The 16,808-nt window shown below is 40.1% G+C and carries 20 protein-coding genes and 1 pseudogene; all 21 read right to left on the bottom strand.

Translation table 11 applies throughout. The features are described 5' to 3' along the window. Window positions 1–49: 49 nt before the first annotated feature. Window positions 50–2,842: a phage tail spike protein gene (locus tag JCM19033_RS26370; RefSeq protein WP_054637192.1), complete on the bottom strand. Its 2,793-nt coding sequence runs from the start codon at window positions 2,840–2,842 to the stop codon at window positions 50–52. An 11-nt stretch (window positions 2,843–2,853) separates the two neighbouring features. Further along, complete coding sequence (locus JCM19033_RS17015) at window positions 2,854–3,585, bottom strand: phage tail spike protein (RefSeq protein ID WP_054637191.1); 732 nt, start codon at window positions 3,583–3,585, stop codon at window positions 2,854–2,856. A gap of 43 nt (window positions 3,586–3,628) precedes the next feature. Beyond that, window positions 3,629–4,015: a hypothetical protein gene (locus JCM19033_RS23715; RefSeq protein ID WP_157049945.1), complete on the bottom strand. Its 387-nt coding sequence runs from the start codon at window positions 4,013–4,015 to the stop codon at window positions 3,629–3,631. Window positions 4,016–4,067: 52 nt separating this feature from the next. Continuing rightward, entirely contained in the window at window positions 4,068–4,172 is a 105-nt protein-coding gene (locus JCM19033_RS26365) for a CD1375 family protein (RefSeq protein WP_269758327.1), read from the bottom strand. Then, window positions 4,165–4,401 (bottom strand): hypothetical protein, encoded by a 237-nt coding sequence (locus JCM19033_RS17010; protein ID WP_054637190.1) that lies wholly within the window; start codon window positions 4,399–4,401, stop codon window positions 4,165–4,167. Before JCM19033_RS17010 ends, JCM19033_RS26365 begins: the two co-directional genes overlap by 8 nt. Before the next feature lie 93 nt (window positions 4,402–4,494). Beyond that, window positions 4,495–6,042: a hypothetical protein gene (locus JCM19033_RS17005; RefSeq protein ID WP_054637189.1), complete on the bottom strand. Its 1,548-nt coding sequence runs from the start codon at window positions 6,040–6,042 to the stop codon at window positions 4,495–4,497. Beyond that, a complete protein-coding gene (locus JCM19033_RS17000; RefSeq protein ID WP_054637188.1) occupies window positions 6,020–6,406 on the bottom strand; it encodes a hypothetical protein in 387 nt (128 codons plus the stop codon). Before JCM19033_RS17000 ends, JCM19033_RS17005 begins: the two co-directional genes overlap by 23 nt. After that, a complete protein-coding gene (locus JCM19033_RS16995) occupies window positions 6,394–6,825 on the bottom strand; it encodes a hypothetical protein (RefSeq protein ID WP_054637187.1) in 432 nt (143 codons plus the stop codon). The genes JCM19033_RS17000 and JCM19033_RS16995 overlap by 13 nt, the downstream gene beginning before the upstream one ends. A 12-nt stretch (window positions 6,826–6,837) precedes the next feature. Further along, window positions 6,838–7,245, bottom strand: coding sequence for a phage tail domain-containing protein (locus JCM19033_RS16990; RefSeq protein ID WP_054637186.1), 408 nt, complete (start codon window positions 7,243–7,245; stop codon window positions 6,838–6,840). A gap of 95 nt (window positions 7,246–7,340) precedes the next feature. Next, a complete protein-coding gene (locus JCM19033_RS16985) occupies window positions 7,341–7,610 on the bottom strand; it encodes a hypothetical protein (protein ID WP_054637185.1) in 270 nt (89 codons plus the stop codon). Then, on the bottom strand, window positions 7,607–10,849 hold the full coding sequence (locus tag JCM19033_RS16980; protein WP_054637184.1) for a phage tail tape measure protein: 3,243 nt from the start codon (window positions 10,847–10,849) through the stop codon (window positions 7,607–7,609). The genes JCM19033_RS16985 and JCM19033_RS16980 overlap by 4 nt, the downstream gene beginning before the upstream one ends. Before the next feature lie 156 nt (window positions 10,850–11,005). Further along, the gene (gpG, locus tag JCM19033_RS16975; RefSeq protein ID WP_054637183.1) at window positions 11,006–11,380 is read right to left on the bottom strand and encodes a phage tail assembly chaperone G; all 375 of its coding nucleotides are present in this window, start codon (window positions 11,378–11,380) and stop codon (window positions 11,006–11,008) included. Further along, a complete protein-coding gene (locus JCM19033_RS16970) occupies window positions 11,380–11,952 on the bottom strand; it encodes a major tail protein (protein ID WP_054637182.1) in 573 nt (190 codons plus the stop codon). Before JCM19033_RS16970 ends, gpG begins: the two co-directional genes overlap by 1 nt. 106 nt (window positions 11,953–12,058) lie before the next feature. Beyond that, window positions 12,059–12,271 carry a hypothetical protein gene (locus JCM19033_RS16965; protein ID WP_269758326.1) on the bottom strand — a complete coding sequence of 71 codons (213 nt, stop codon included), beginning with the start codon at window positions 12,269–12,271 and terminating at the stop codon, window positions 12,059–12,061. After that, window positions 12,268–12,660, bottom strand: a complete 393-nt coding sequence (locus tag JCM19033_RS16960) for an HK97-gp10 family putative phage morphogenesis protein (protein ID WP_269758330.1) — start codon at window positions 12,658–12,660, stop codon at window positions 12,268–12,270. The genes JCM19033_RS16965 and JCM19033_RS16960 overlap by 4 nt, the downstream gene beginning before the upstream one ends. Before the next feature lie 8 nt (window positions 12,661–12,668). Beyond that, window positions 12,669–12,992 (bottom strand): phage head closure protein, encoded by a 324-nt coding sequence (locus JCM19033_RS16955; RefSeq protein WP_054637180.1) that lies wholly within the window; start codon window positions 12,990–12,992, stop codon window positions 12,669–12,671. Continuing rightward, window positions 12,973–13,317, bottom strand: coding sequence for a hypothetical protein (locus JCM19033_RS16950; RefSeq protein ID WP_054637179.1), 345 nt, complete (start codon window positions 13,315–13,317; stop codon window positions 12,973–12,975). Before JCM19033_RS16950 ends, JCM19033_RS16955 begins: the two co-directional genes overlap by 20 nt. After that, a complete protein-coding gene (locus tag JCM19033_RS16945) occupies window positions 13,310–13,594 on the bottom strand; it encodes a head-tail connector protein (RefSeq protein ID WP_054637178.1) in 285 nt (94 codons plus the stop codon). The genes JCM19033_RS16950 and JCM19033_RS16945 overlap by 8 nt, the downstream gene beginning before the upstream one ends. A 14-nt stretch (window positions 13,595–13,608) precedes the next feature. Continuing rightward, window positions 13,609–14,829, bottom strand: a pseudogene (locus tag JCM19033_RS16940) (phage major capsid protein). A gap of 1 nt (window position 14,830) precedes the next feature. Next, window positions 14,831–15,574: a head maturation protease, ClpP-related gene (locus tag JCM19033_RS16935; protein WP_269758329.1), complete on the bottom strand. Its 744-nt coding sequence runs from the start codon at window positions 15,572–15,574 to the stop codon at window positions 14,831–14,833. Between the two features lie 34 nt (window positions 15,575–15,608). Further along, window positions 15,609–16,799, bottom strand: coding sequence for a phage portal protein (locus tag JCM19033_RS16930; RefSeq protein ID WP_054637226.1), 1,191 nt, complete (start codon window positions 16,797–16,799; stop codon window positions 15,609–15,611). Between the last annotated feature and the right edge of the window lie 9 nt (window positions 16,800–16,808).

The following is a 16,808-nucleotide window of genomic DNA, read 5'->3' as shown; positions in this document are numbered from 1 at the left end:
GATGTACCAGGTATGCCCCACCTTATAGAGCTTCTGGTCATTCTCATTTCTACTTGGTTATTTTGGATATAAAGATCATCCCGGATGGATATATCCGGCGACCATTATAGAAATTTACGTCACCATTGAAAGGAACGTTAAAACGGCTGGCTGTCATAGGGGCATACCCAGAATCATTATTGTTTCTGGATTGCAGGCCGTCACCTGAACCTAGCCCCTTCAGTATTCCTCTTCCTAGCCTCATGGTGGCATGAGTGTATCCATCTTCATGTATAGGACTAAACCAGGCGTATGTTTCGCCGTTTGCCCAGGCTCTAAACTCTCCTTGTCCATCTACACTGATGTAATGTTCATTATTACGTTGTAGTCTCATTCTGTCGCCTGACCAATCAATACGCCCTTCCATACTGTTTGGATCACCAAAAAAGATTTCATCTCCGTGCAAAGCCTCAAAACGGGAAGTTTTAATGACAGAACTTTCTAATGTTCCTGACCGTAATGTATGACCGATCAACTCACCAACTTCTACTTTATCAGCAGACACACTTCGTATTTTTGCATTACTAATAGTCGTATCTTCTATGTGAACATCTTCAATGATGGCTTCTTGTAGCTGAGCTTTTCCAATAATAGCGTTTTGAAGAGCTGCATTTCCTATGGCAGCGTCAGCTATTTTTGCTTCTGTTATGGCAGCATCGTCGATGATTCCGCTGGCGGCTGTGATCGTACCCGTGGCCATTTGGTTCGCTGTGACGCTGTTCGCGTAAATGTTCCCGCCGTCTATATATACCGTATCTGCGTATTGCCACAATTGGACGCGACCCTCTGCATAATTTGCCCCGTCGGAGGATCCTCCAGGCCATTCAATTTTCGCGCTGCTTTTTTCTGCTGCATCGTATCGGTTATCGAGCGTTTCATAAGAGGACAGATCATCGGTATCGACAGCGCGCATAGCATCGCCACCGCTGCTGGCATATGCCCCGTCAAAAAACGCCCCCTGCGTCCATACCTGATACATTGCTCCACCCGTATAACGTAAACCGACGTACTCTCTCCCGTTATATTCACATTTTACGAGCTCGTAATCCGTGGAAGATTGAACGCCGACACTCCGAAACGCTCCAGATGGAAGATCGTTATTCGTGTGATTAACAACAATATCTATTACGGCGCTATTAGCATGACCACTTACCCTTTTCCCATAAAGACGACCCGTTGCAAAATTGCTATTGCCCGAACCTACAGAACAAAGAAGGATCACCCAATCCCTAGAATCTTCGGATGTGCTCCACCTGATAGGAACCTGTTCAACCGCGTAGTCTTTCGCGTTTTGTTCGGCAGCTGATGCCGCGCTGTCTGCGTGGCTCTTGGCTGAACTTTCAGCGGCGTTTGCCTTGCTTTGCGCACCGGATGGTGTTTCCTTTTCGCTCGGATCATATCCAGAGGAGAAGGACGTTCCGGATCCGATGGCCACTCTTTCAGCTGCTACCGTTCCAGCTGTTATTTTTTCGGCGTGGATATTATCAATCTTGGCATTCGTGACGGCGAGATCCTCAATCGCTGCCGTTCCCACTGCTGCCTCTGCAATTTTAGCTTTAGTAATGGCCATATCTTTTATTTTACTTTCTTCAACGGATCCACTTGCTAGTTTGGCAGCTGTGACGGCCAGATCGTCGAGCTTATCATTATCCACGGCGTTGTTTTCAATGTGGATCTTTCTGACAGCGTCGGCCGCGATCTTGGCGGAATTAATGGCATCATCCAGGATCTTGTCTCGCTGGACGGATCCATCGGCCAGTTTGGCAGCTGTGACAGCCAGATCGTCGAGCTTATCGTTATCCACGGCGTTGTTTTCGATATGAATATTTCTCACCGCGTCTGCGGCAATCTTCGCATCATTGATTGCTTCATCTAAAATCTTAGAGCTCCCGACTGAATTATCTGCAAGCTTTTCTGCAGTTACTGATAGGTCATCTAGTATATCTTTGGTCACTGACCCAAACATAAGATCAGGAGTTTTAATCCTGGCTGTTTGAGCAGAAAATTCTTCTGTAAACTCTGAAGGTGTACCATGAACATTAATTGCTCTCAGTCTGAAATAATATTGATTGTCAGTCTCCCCTTCAAGCATGACACTATTGGTATTCCCTCGGTAAATCATTGTCTCAGGACTAGGTGCGAAACCACTTGTTTGAGAAGCATATACCTCAAATCCTGATAAATAAATAGCAGCCTCATACTTCCACCGAACCAGCACATTTTGAAAGAGACCAATTACCTCTACCTCTTCAGGCACATTAGGCACAATATCAGGAAAATCTTTATCTTCAATAGGACCTCTTTTTGCATCGTCAATTAGCTTTTTCCTATCGTTAAATTCCCTTTGTAGCTGATCAAGTCGATCATCGTCAGTAAACAAAGGGAGAAAGTTCCCCATTTCAAATTCCCGGCGTTCTGGTTCTCCAAGATACTGGGTGTCTTTAATAATATTGACTTGTTCTCTCATGGCAGGCTTGAAGTCATCGTTTATGGCAAGGCACACATCGCCCAAGCGCGTCTTTTCATGATCCATCTTCTCGCCAAATTCATCAGTCATGTATTCAAGATCAGTAGCTTTGACCCTATAGTTAATTCGCGGCTTAGCTTCTTCTTCCAAAGCTAGTGCAGCACTTTTAATGAGTTCTTCTGGATCTTCTTCCTCTGAGTCTTCAAAGTCTCCATATTTATGCACCCATTGATCATTCTGCCAGCGACCATGTATAACCCTTGCTTCTTCGTCACCCACCCATTCCTGGCCAAGTGGTTTATCAAAAGGATCACCATTTTCTAGAGACCATTCCACATCAGCTATGCTTATACGGCGACCATGACCCCTCCTTCTGTTTCTTCCCCTTTTCCATAAGCATAGAGTGCTGTTTTCACGTCCGTATCATCTATATTTCTTTGAATACTTTCAACGTTATCGCCGTAAATAAAGGCTTTCCCTCGCTCATCTCCTACCCTGTATAGGAGGTCAACATACCGACCAGTGATTTTTTGGCCATCTGTTTCTACTCTCCAGCGCAGCTGGCCACCCCACACCTCAACTATTTTCTGTACGGCTGATAACGGATTTTCTCTGTAAAAGTTGGTGGAATTGTTCCCTAAGTTAGCCACTTCTCCAACAGACCAATTTGTATTTGTCAGAGCTTGTTGCAGAACATATTCAGCAGAACGGTTTTGGGGTCTAATGTCCCCTATACGTTCAGCGTCAATTAACTCATAATAAACATGTTCACAATAAACCGTTTTAAATTGTTCTTCCTCATGTTCTTCATCTGTATCGGCAAATTCAAATAAATGAAAGATGCCTTCTTGATCGAAGAAGCCTACTTTATTTCCGTTTACTACGTTCTCTGCACCTTCGTGATCTGCTGGCATGATAAGTGTAAGCGATTCTTCACCATTTATTTCCCGGACCCATTGAGCTTCAGTAAAATAAAATGAACCTGTTTCATCGGGTTCAAAGTCAGATCCTGTTCCGTTGTCTATAGTTCCAATTAATTCTTCTTTTTTATTAAATACAAGGAGTCCAGTATTCTCCAAGGATACTCACCTCCCTAAAAGGTATTTTTTATATCATCAAAGTTTATTCTTCTACTGGTGTAACACGGCGAATGCTATTTGATTGTATGATTACATCACCGATTACCACGTGAGTATTAGAACTGTTTTTAATGGACTCTAATAGATTATTAGCTGAATAGTCCTCTACATTAGTTGATAGAGTCTTTCCGTCTGTAGTATAAATCTCTATTTTCATGTTCTTACCTCCAAGAATAAATTTATTTCCTGTGAACTTTCCCCGGGAACACTTATATAAGGGTGAGGGAGCTTTGAAGCTTTCGACAACCTTATAAGGAGTGGATAAAAATGAACAAGTTGTTTGAATATCTTTATCTAAAAAAAGAAAAAGAAATTCATTTGAAAGTATCAGAAGAAGGGCTAGTGTTTTCAGAGAACCAAAAATTCTCATATCCCTTCCCTTACGTACTGCTCATAATAAACCAAATAATCCAAAGCGCCTTTTAGGCGCTTTCCAACTCTTTCTTTACTCTTTCCTTCCACCGATCAGGCACTTCTTCAAACTCCATAAAGCCTAGTTGTACTGCTGTAACATACATCTCAACCATTGGACTCCAGCTCCTTTATTCTTTCTTCTAAAGAAGACATCTTTATCATCATCATGGTGACTTGCTTCGCTAACTCTGTGTCATTTTGCATGGTCATCGAAGACATATTTCCTATTTGATCAATATCTTGAAGAACTGGAGATTCTTCTTCAAAGGTCTTAACCATTTGTTCAAACTGCTGTTTACTTATTCCAGCTTCTCTAAGTGCTCTTTCAAGTAAAGGATTCATCTTATAACCCTCCTGCTCGTACCCTTGCAAACAGTTCTACTATTTGCCTTGCATGTATGCTTATTTCTGTTGATTTTTCAGTATCCCTTTGCACTAAACGATCAACCACTGTTTTAGATTAGTCATGTAATGGGCTTTTACGCTTGTTAATGCAGCTGTGTTTTCGTGTGGTAAAGCAATGTAAGTCACATAAAAGTCAGCGTCTTGGTCATAGTGTTCAGGCCTAATAACAACTCTATCCTTACCAAATGACCTATCTTCACCTCTAGTTTCATAATCTGTAAAAAGACTTTCATTTTGATAAACGGGTATTATCTTATCAACTTTATAATTAGCCATAGTATCAGGGTCGTGCTCGTCATCTTCCCTTTTAAAATTCCAATCTATATTAACACCTTCTGAAAATCCCATTTTCTCCCTAACAACAACGCCCTGAATGACGTTCACAAGGTTTTTCCCATCGTGGAATGATATAGCCCCTTCCCGGCTTATTTCTTCTGTGGTTGGTTCTGCTAGTTTGTAGTTCATAGTAAAGGGGTTATCATCAAAGAATCTTTTAACTTCATCTGAGGTACTAAAATCATACCCCTCTTTGTCCTCTTCAGGAAGAAGAATAATTAAGTTACTGCTACCCACAAAAATGGCGTTAACGTCTGAAGTTGATCTTGTCTCTTTTAGTGGTTCTCCATTATTTTTAACGACTAAAACACTACCACCGTTATAACTGTCAGGGTATGGTAATAGCGGTTGGTGTTCACTACTTGTTTCCATCCTCCCCCAATTTAATGAATTGTCCAGCACTACATCAGTTTCCCACTTCTTACTCTTCACCCATCGGCCAGCATCTTGATAAACCTTTTCACCGTCTGCCAGCTTCAAAGGTTCGCCGTTTTCGTGGAAATAGAGATATTCAGGGTTATAAGGCGTGAAAGGCGTTGCTTGTGAGCCTAGTTCTAATTGTGGGTTTTTATAATATACATCCTCTTCAACTTCCATTGAATATAAATGAAACCTCATGCGCTTTGCTTGGCTTGTTGTTGTGAAAGTATGCGGGTTTTCAAATCTTATAAAATCCGTTTGCATACTTTGTAAATCTGTACCGTCTGCATTCCTCACTTCCCTATATCCGAATCTATCCGCGTTTGTTTCCTCTATGCTTAACGTGTAAGTTGTGTGAGGCAAAACGTCAATTTCTACATAGTTAGTAGCTGAGGAAGCATCATTCTGCATTGTCACTTCATAACCGTCCACTGATATTGCTTGTGGTAAGTTCCATTGTGTAAACGGCGGTAAAAGGTTTTTCCCCTGCGCTTCAATCGCGGAATTAAGCACATGCTGTACTGAATCAACATAAGGAAAGCGTCGTTCTATTTCTGAATTGCTCCATTCTCCCTCATTGATCGCGTTATATTCGGCTTCTGAAATAACAAATATCCTTACATCATCGAACCATGAATGAGTGCCGGATTCTGATTGGCCATGTAAAAACCATGTTTGCCCGCTGTGGTCGCCGGTGTAGTAATAACAATTGTACATAAAGTGCCATTCATCACTAATTTCACCATATCTATTGTTTCCAGATGATGTTATTCTAGCTCTTGCTCTTCTCCGTTTGTCTTTACCATCGCACCAATAAAACATAGTTGTCCTTTTCAATGTTCAAATCATCTGTAAGGTTCAAGCCACTCCACGTATAACTGTTCCTAAAACTGTATTTCCCGCTAAATGCTTCATCATCAACTACTACCCCACCCCCTCCGGTAAAAGGGTTGCCATATTCAAAACCACCTTCACGCCCCATCAAATTAACAAGCGTCCTGCCCTCAATCTCAAAATCTACAGGCGTGCTTTGGTCGGTATTAATTACATTGTATCCAGGGCCTAACGGTGCTGTTTGCCTGTTAGCATTTCTGGTAAAGTCATTTACTTTGCTCTCTACCGTGTTAATGCGGGGCTCCAGGTTTGAATTATCAACTGGTGGCTCCTTCTCTTTCATCCATACCATTCTTCATCCCCCTTACACTGTGACATAAGCTCTGTAAGCTGTACTGGTTCAATGTCAACCCTTGTAAATGGCTCAAAAGCTGACTGAAACACTTCCCTAGGCTTAACCTCAAACTCAAGATTGTTGATTGTAAAGAAAAGATTTTCTTCTCCATCGTTGCTGATCACAAACCCTCTCATAGGAGAATCAAATGTTTTAGTTACGTGTTCTGAGCCTGTGAAAGCATCTTTCACAACATTACCCATAGGGTAAACCGAAAGAGCATTATCTCTTTGAATAGGTGTTTTGCCATCAGGACCATAAATAATTGTAGGTAAATGAAAATCTTTATCTCCACCTGCGGCTCCTGGGTTTTCTCGTACTGGAGCAGCCAAATAATTTTCATCTCTTGGTATTTCGAACTTCTTTCTATTTCCCATCTTTTCCCCTCCTTATAAAAAGACTGCCCGATAAGAAAGATATGTCTTTCCTACTGGATCAGCGTCAATTTTGTTATCCCCGGGCCTTAACTTCCAGAACTTTGTGGTATAGTCCCATGCATTCATGCGCAATACATTATTTACTTCAATCCGTCTGTTACGAAAATTCACTTGTAACTTGTCACCAGCTTTAAAATCCCACTTAACTCTTAGTATTTCCCCGGTCGTTTCATTAGTGATTTCATATTGGGCTGCATCTTCTTCAAATTCTAGTTCTATGGCTGGGTAAGCGAAAACAGGAGATCCTTGAACAAAATGAGCTGCCTGAGTGGAAAGAAGGGGGACAACAGAATCCTTACCTGCAACCCCTACCACTTCTGCTTTTGTATCTTTAGCATAGGCATAAGGATTACTAGCCATTAAGTGGAATGTTATTCGTGCCGCGTTCTCTATGCGTTCAACAGGCGTGGTTGCCTCCAGTGAGACAAAATAAAACAACTCTTCATAATCAAATTCTAAAGAGACAGTCTTGGGATCCCCTTTTTGATCATAAAAAAAGACATAAACTTTCTTATGTCAGCCTGTAGTTCTTTTTTGTTTTTTCTTTGTTTTAATATAATAGAAAGATGAAAGTTCTTAACTCCAAATTTCCTACTAGTTTCTTTTAACCCTGCTCTTCCCGGGATACTCCTTGTTGTTTTGGTAACGGTAGGTAGGGCATCATGAGAATGCGCTTGTTCAAGAAAAGCTTCAAATTTTTTAATGGGCACCCCATCTATTTTCATTTATTCTGCCCTCTCCTTCCCCTAGTGTGCCTAACTCTTTTCTTTGTTATTTTTTCTACTAGTCTATCTATATCTGCTTCTTCACGAATATAAACAGGCTCGTTAAAAATGATCTCACCATGATTTTCGCCATTATCGTTTTTTCCGCCACTCACTTCTTTCATTCGATCAGCTACCGCATCAGCAAAGGGGTCCATTTGTCTGCCGACAAGCGGAACAATCGCCTCTTTTCCAGCTTCCCCTAAACCAGCAATTGTAGGTTCATCGAAGAATCCACCATGTTTATGCCAGTTCACATCAAAACCAGTAGGATACCTAACAGTTTGTCCCATAATTTCCCTAGAACCTGTTGTAAGACTAAAACGAGGCAATCGAGGTAAACTAGGTTGCGGAATTTCTAACTTTAAGTTGCTAAACCATTGTTTGATGTCATCTAATTTTCCTGACACCCAATCTGCTGCTTCAGTAATCGGATCCATGATATTAGATTTGGCTTCCTGGAAACGAGTGTAAGAATCTGCAGCTATTTCAGCAAATCGTTCAGCTGCATTATTTTTCATTTCAGTCACCTTATTGGAAGCTGTTGTTTTCATAGCCTCCCAGGTCGTTTCTAAGGTATTGCCCATTTCATCCCATTTGTTACTCGCTATAGTCCCTAATGTATCAAGAGTAACTTCGAAATCGCCGCGAAACGTTTGCCACCTAGAAAGGACCTCACCTGTCTCCCAGTCAACATGATGAACATGGCCTTCTGCTTGTTTCTGAGCTTCGGAAACCACTTTTTCATGCATTTCCTCCGCATTTGAAATACTTTCATCTTTTTGTCTTTGTGCTTCTGAGATAATAGCTTCAGCTTGCTCGGCAGATATCTCTCCAGTTTCATCTCTAAGCATAATGGCTGTAGCAACAGCCTCATTATACTGTTCTTCTGCTTCAGCAATTACTTGTTCTTTTTGTTCCTTTGAATTTTTCACCACATCGGCTGCTTGTCTTGCACTTATCTGGACAGCTTGACGCTCCATATTTTCCAATATGACTTTTTGTTCTCTTTCGTTTTCGGTCAAATATTCAATTGCGTTCTCGTTCATTTCTTGCTGGATGCGGTTAATTTCATCCTTTTCTTCCCTAGTAAGTTCTCTGTTTTCTTCAGAGGCTTCCTGCATTATTTCCTTTATACGTTCATTGTTTTCATTAACTGTTTCTATTCTTTCTTCATAACCATTTCGTACAGCGTTAAGAATTTCTTCTTGTTCTTCTTCTGCTATCTCAGTCGATTCAGTGAACAAGTTTTGCATAACAACAAGTGCCTCTTCTTTACTTTCTTCCAAAGAAGATACAATTTGAGCACCCATTTGTTCAAAGTTACCTACAATGATCTCACTCATTTCTTCAGTAACTTCTTGACCAGACCAATTTAATTCATTTAGTGCTATAGTCGCCTCTTCGTTTAGGTCCATAAATGCACCCATCGCCTGCTGAGTACTTTCACTAACTTCATCCCCAAATCGTTCGATTTGAGGTATTGATTCTTCAGTCAAATGATTATACAAGCCAACACCAGCAACAGTCAGACCACCTATAGCGGCAATTGCTAATGCGGCTGGACCTGTTAAGGCGGTTAAACCAGCAACTATTCCACCTTTAGCTCCTATTACTGTAGCTACCTGACCGCCAATAAGTAATAGAGAACCTAAACTGGTCACTAAGTGACCTGCTACCAAGACAACAGGTCCAATAGCAGCTGCCAGGGCAGTCATTTTTATAATGTTCTCTTGTGTGCTTGGCTCTAAATCCCCAAATTTACTTACCATGTCTGTAAGACCCTCAGTTAGATCAGAGACAAAAGGCAAAAGGTGCTCTGATACAGTAATAGATAATTCACCAAAAGCGGACTGAAGCCTCTCTATATTACCCTGGGCATTATCTTTCATGGTCTCAGCCATGTTATTTAACGCCCCTGTAGAATCATCTACGCTTTCTTTTAAACCCTCATACTCGTCATCAAGACCGGCAAGCAATGCTTGAAATGTTTTTAGATGCTGTTTACCGGCAATCATAGAGATATATTGAGCTTGTTGCTCATCAGTCATACCTTCTGTAGCTTCTTTAACCAACAACAATGTTTCTTCAAGACCAATGAAGTTTCCTTCAGCATCAAACGCAGATATACCCAATTCATCCATTGCTTCCCCAGCTTGTCCAGCTCCGCTTGTTAAGTTAACAAATATGGCATTTAATGCAGTACCTGCTTGTGAACCTTTAAATCCACGATTAGCTAGCACACCTAGCAAAGCGGTAGCTTCATCTAATGGGACATTAAATTCAGCAAAGGTCCCACCAGCTATTAAAAATGCTTCCATCAATGCATCCATATCTGTATTGGATGTTCGTGAAGCTTCAGCCACCATATCAAGGTATTTAGGTAAATCGGCTACTTCTATTTGTAGGGCACTCATGGAATCAGTAACCAAGTCAGAAGCGCGGGCTAAATCAATATTACCTGCTTCTGAAAGCCTGAGTATTGGTTCAATTCCATCTAACATTTGTTGGGTATCCCATCCCGCTAGGGCCATGTATCCCATAGCATCTGCTGCTTCACTTGCGCTTTTTGATGTATTAGCACCCATTTCTCTGGCCTTATCTTCTAATCTCTGAAGATCATTACCAGTCGCTCCGCTTAATGCTTGAACATTAGACATGGAGGTTTCAAACTCCATTCCTGTCCTTAGCATGGCTGCCCCCAAACCAACAATGGGTGCCGTCACGCGCATAGATAATTGGCCACCAATGTTTTTCATTTGGCCACCAACATCTTGAAACTTATGACCAGTTTCAGTTAAATTTTGACTTAATTGATTCCAAGGATTTGTTTGGTGCTGAATGGCTGCAGTTACACTTGCTAGCTCTCGTTCTGTCTTAGCCATTTCTGCAGCTGCATTATTATATCTGGTTGCTAGGTTTTCGGTTTCCTTAGCATCCCTGCCCTTTGTCCTGACACTCTCTTCATATTGATTCTTTAAAAGATTAACCCTTTCTCTTTGTAGCGTCAGAGCTCGATTTAATGTATCAGATCGTCCTCTAAGTTGTTCTAAACTTCCTCCAAATCTGTCTCCACTAGCCTTAGAAAGATTCATTTCTGATTTAACGTTTCTAAGTTTCCGGTTAACATCAGTCATGGAGCGTGAGAAATTAGCGGAGTCTAAATTAAGAGAGACCCTTAAAGCACCTACTTCTGCCATTTACTCACCTCCCCTAAAATAACTGATCAATATAAACTTGCTGTTCATCACCAGGCTCACTGTATAAATCCAAATAAAAAAGGATGTCCATCTCATCTATTTCAGAGAGTGTCCATCCATTTTTTATTAGATTCCTATACATTTTTTTTAATTGATTTAATGCCTGGTCGATTGTAACTTTCCCGTATCTTCATTTTCCTTCTCTTGATCCGCTTGAGCCTGTTGAGCTTTGATTGTCTCTATTGTTTTTTCATATTTCTCTTGGCTCATTCCCTGAGCAAGGGCAATAGCGTAATCGATCTTTCCGACTAAATCGCTGCTGCTTACTCCATCGTAAAATTCATCTACAGAGAATTGGTTATCAAACACATCAGTTATAAAACCCACTAGCTCATCAAGCTCGGTGTGACTGACGTTATTTAAATTAACTGCTTTTGTGATTTCCAACGCTTTCCTATAGTGCCTTGCTTTAATAAAAGGCACTGTAAAAATCTTTTCTTCTCCGTTAACTGACAATGTGATAGAAGGCATTAGGCGGTAGCACCTCCTTCTTCATACACCTCATTGAACCAATTATCAATCACTCCAGCTGCAACTTCTTCATCTCGTTGATCAGCACTAACTTGCCACGCTTCATCAAAATCACGCTTAAGAAACACTGCATTTATGGTCGGAGTTTGAAATTCTGGTGTATCTCCCTTTGTTTGATAGTTTTGTTCTTGAGGCTGGAATCGGCCTTTATATAACCAAACATAGCGGTAAGTTCCATCAGACTTTTCAGCCCGGAAACCTAACGCTACATAAGGGGCATAATCATCCGCACTTTTTACTAAAACCCCATCTTCATTTACTTTGTGCCCTAGCATCAAAGCCTGAATTGATTTAGGAAGATCCTTTGTATTTAAAGCTACAGTAATCTCTCCCATTGAACTTGCTGTTTCACTTGGCCCATCATCAGCGTAAAGAGTAGTTGTATTTATGGTGGGCGTAATCGTAGCAGTAATACCCCCTCTAATCCGTTCAGGCGTTTCATAGCTAACACCTGACTCATCGTCAGATTCTAACTTTGCTACATGTACGTCTCTTAAACCTAAAGTTGCCATTAAAATTCCTCCTTATAATAGTGGTACCGGATAACCTTATGAAAGTAACCCGTACCATCTTCATATTCTTCAGTTTCAAATACACGGCGGTATCCTGCCGCTTTCATTAGTTTTTTACTTCCTCCACAAGAGAAAGATAGTTACCTTTTGAGTAAACATTCACCTGAAAAGATAAATGTGTAGCTTTTTCCTCATCATCAGCATCTAAAGCCGAATACTGATTGTATTCAAAGAAGGTAACATAGGAAGTTTCAGGACCAGAATAATTTAGGCGCGCTACAGGAACGCCAACGGAGGATAAAATATTAGAAATATTCATATCCTGATCCCCTGCAATCCACGCCTTACTTCAGTAGCCATAATTGTACGTAAAAGGACCCTATTTCTTTCAAACACTGGAGCAACTACTGGAATGGGGCCCATTCTTCGACCAGCACGTTTGTTATAGAAACCAAACTCCCAAAAACGCAAATAAAAACCAGAATCATCAGGCCCTATGTCAACTGTGCCGTCTTTTACATCAGACCGTACAATTGATCTACCTGCAATCCCAGTTCTCCGATTAAGTCCCGTACTATACACATTCTTAGCAATTTCCTGCTGTAAACGTTCGGCTGCTTTATCAACTGCCCTATCTCTCAGCTGATCTCCCTGCCTCCCCATTCTCTCAAGGCGTACCATTAACTCATCCATACCTTCAAATCTCATACTCACGGCTATGTCACCGCCTTAACTCTTATATCCATTTCGCGATTAAGCCCGTCCACATTTTCAATAGGGGCTGCCAATTCATGATCTTTACCATTCCAGCGTACCCTCATCCTATCGTTAAGATCTTTTCTATACCTAATAATAAAATGTCGGCTATTTTCTAATTGATTTTGAGCCGCTTCATAAAATGATCTACCTTTTAAAGTACGCAATTCAGCCCACACTGTAACGTGCGGGGTCCATTCTTTAGAAGGGAATCCATCTATATCAATATTCTCTCCAGGCGGATTAAGGAAAGTTATTCTCTGTCTAGCTCTTGCTGTGTTCATTCTCTTCACCAATTGCTTCAACCTGAGTTTGAAAATGTTCAATGACTGTTTTACGTTTCTTGCCTTCTTTTTCAAGTTCAAGAAGTTTCTTATATTTTTCAGCACCTAAACCTTCAGTGTCACTAATAACATTTTCCACTTTTTGGTCAAGAAATTCTTCGATTTCCGATTCAGTTGTTTCTTCCTGTTTCACTTTCTCGTCAAGAATACCTTTTTGCCGAAGCTCTGCTGCACGTTGATCACTTGCTTTATAAATACTATCAGGAAGGTGAATTTCTTTAGTATGTTTATCTCTAAATTTTCTTTTTACTGTATACTCACTCATTTTCTACACCTCCATAATCCCTTAGTTGAAGAATGATCCCTTCAAGAGATTTCTCGATCCTCTCTAGCTCAGCTTGAGTTAAAGGATCATATTCTCTCTTAACATAAAGCATAATAGCCAAATCATATTGTGCCTGGCTATGCTCATCATCATTTAATGGCTTTTTTACTCCGGCACTATTTAAATGGCCTTTGGCTGCATTAACAAAAGAAGTGAGAATTTGATCATCCTCACTTCCATCAATGCGTAAATACGTTTTTAAATGTTGAAGATCCATACTGGATCACCTACTTATGCTTCTTCTACTTCATCTGTTTTAGCAATTCGGAATGCAGATTTTAACTTAATTTGATGATCCATCCAAGCAGTAATTACAAACAGTTCAATACCTGTTTTTACATCTTTATCGCGATCATACAAACGTTGATGTCATAATTATAGTGTGAAAAAGAGAAATCACCCACAACAGGATAAACAGCAGAATCTGAGAAGGTTACAGGTTTTCCTAGAACTTGCTCAGGTTGTGCGGTATAGAAAGTAGTATTTCCGTTAGACAGAAAGTCAATGATCTCAAAATAATCTTGTTGTCTCATAACAATCTGTGCATTCTCACGGTAGTCTTCATGCAGATCGCCAATTGCATCTCTAATTGCACGATACAAATTACTTGCACTCATTTCCTTAATATTATTTTGGGTAGAATAAAAAGACATGTGCTCTTCACCTGATTTAGGGGAAGTTGCAAAAGCTACTTTCTTTTCTTTGGCAGCTACACCAGATTGAAGAGACCGGTCAACATGTGAAACTAAGTTTGCATCTGTACCATTCAACACAGTTTCAGAAACGCCAGCCAAAACTTTGAATTTATGACGACCAAATGTAACATTATCCCCAGTCATTTCTAGTTCTTTAGCTGTTTCTTTGTCTTGGATAAAGTCATCATCATCCAAAGAAAAATTTAGCTTAGGAATTTCTAGGTTAGTAATTTGGGTGAATGTAGAAAGATTACGCAATTGGTTCTTTACATAAGGTTCAACAATAATATCTGTAGAAACAGTCTTAGGTAAGAACTTTCCTCCACCAGTGTCATCGTCACCAAGGGCAGCTCTTACATCATTAGTTAAAGGTTGCTGGCGAACTGTAGCCCGAATAAGCTCAGCCTTTGCTTTTTCAATGCGTTGTTTTGGATCTTCAATACTTTTTACCCCTTGCTGTGCATGAAATTTCGCTTTCTCTTCCGCTTCTCTTTCATCATGTTGTTGTTTAATTACATCAAAGCGCATTTTTAAGTCATCGCGGGATTTTTGTAAAGTCTGAATATCCTCTGTTGTTGCACTTGTATCAATAGCCACTTCGGCTAATTCCGCTTCAACTTTTTGAAGCTGCTGTCCAACTGTTGAAAGATTTTGCTTTTAATTCATAAAGGGTTTTACCTTTAGCAAAGTATTGAAGATTCATTTTCATTCTGTTTTTATGCTTTACAATTTTTAAAAGTTCCTGTGTTTTTGTCATTTTATAATCCCCCTAAAATATCACTAATGTAATTGGAATTTGATTTTGCTTCTTCAGATATCTTTCTTCTATCCGCCATTTCTTGGGCAGAAAATTTTTCTTGTGTTTTCGACTGCTTTAATTGTGACGGTACATTCTTGTACTTAGATAGAATTTCTTCATTAATAGATGCAACCATGTCATTAGCTTCTTCTACTACATCACATAGACCATATTGATATGCTTCGTCAGCTGATAGCCAAGTTTCTTCATCAAGCATTTGTTGAAGCTCTTCTTCGTCTAATTTATCTCCAGCTTTTTGAAGATAGGATTGAACAGCAGAACCACCTATACGGTCTAAATCGTCAGCAGTTTTCCGTAACTCTTTTGCATTTCCTATAGCAAACGTCCATGGGTTATGAATCATCAACATAGAATTTCTAGGCATAAAAATAGTGTCACCTGCCATTGCGATGACACTTGCGATAGATGCTGCTAACGCATCTACATGCACATTTACTTTTGCTTTATGTCTTTTTATCATGTTGTGAATAGCCACACCTTCAAAAACACTACCACCAGGAGAGTTTATATAAAGGTTAATTGTAGAGATATCACCAAGGTCATCTAAATCTTCTTTAAAACTTGTAGCTGTTGTGTCTTCTTCATCCCATTGGTAACGAACAATGTCTCCGTAAATAAAAACATCAGCTTCCTCAGAATTATCAGCTGACATCTTCATATCCCAATACTTACTATTCGTCATCTTTTCATATTTGTTATTAACCGACATCATAGCGTCAGTCTTCATGTGAACCGGCATTTTGTTCATTAACTCTCACCCCCTTTCGTTCAAGTGGATCCATTTCTAATGGATACATATCACCACTAACTAATAACTCATCAGCTCGCCCCCCTTTCGGTGGTAAGTCTTCCCATCTTCTGACTTCATCCCTGGTTAACCATCCATCACGTAAACCACCATGATAAAAAGCAGTCCTGGCTTTTATATCCCCCCGTAACAAACCACCCACGCTTAGTTTAAAATACTTGCCATCCTCTCGATCTTTCCGAGTGAGTAGCTTACGGTCAAACTCTTGCTCATACTGGCGTACAATAGGAATTAAAGTCATTTGAACAAATGTAAGCATCAATTGTTCATTACTTGAATAACTTTGACCTTCTGTATCATTTAGCATAGTTACTGGAACATTAAAAACGTTAGCAACCCTGGAACGGGTAATACGTTCAGAGGTAAATGTATCTGCAGCTACATATTTCCGTTCGATTGGATCAATTTCTACTCCAGGTTCCTGAAAAAGGATTCCTCCGTTTTCTTTATAAAATCTTTTAAAGTCTTCAATCACTTGCTCTCTTTTTTCTCTGTCTATGTTGGCCTTATACTTTAAGACAAAGGAATTTGGAGCACTTTCCATCTCTTTCAAGCTGAAATCTCTTACCGCTTTATCATAGCTATTGGTGCTTTTTAGGACTTCAATCGGATTAATGCCTTTTTGACCGCCTGCACCAACTATATGCTTGAGATGAATAATATCTAAGTTATGAAAGTAAAATGTCTTTTGGTTTCCTAGCACCTTGTACCACATTTCTTGAGTACTGGCTTCAATTACCGGTTCCACATAGGTGGGATCCATAGGTGTTATCCTTTCAACCTGCCCTCTAATATTCCTTTCAATCAAGGCATAGGCGTTCCCATGCTCATTCCTCATGGTTTCCATGTTTCTCATAAACTCAAAGGATGTCATGCTGTGATTAGGGCTATTTATTAAAACATTAGCAGCATCATTAATGACCGTGTCGTAATTGTGATACAACTTAATTGGTAATGAAGCCATAATATTAGATAACCTTGAGACGATACTAAAAATAGTTTCATTTGTAGCTAATTTTGAGTTGTCCACTCCCCAAAAAGTGCGTCCGTACCAATTCGTAAAGTCAAAACTTTTACCAGCCCATGAAGCTGCAGCCATAAATAGTTT

The organism is Thalassobacillus sp. C254 (genome assembly GCF_001310615.1).
The sequence above is the reverse complement of the archived record's forward strand: the minus strand, read 5'-3'. Positions and strand labels throughout refer to the sequence as shown.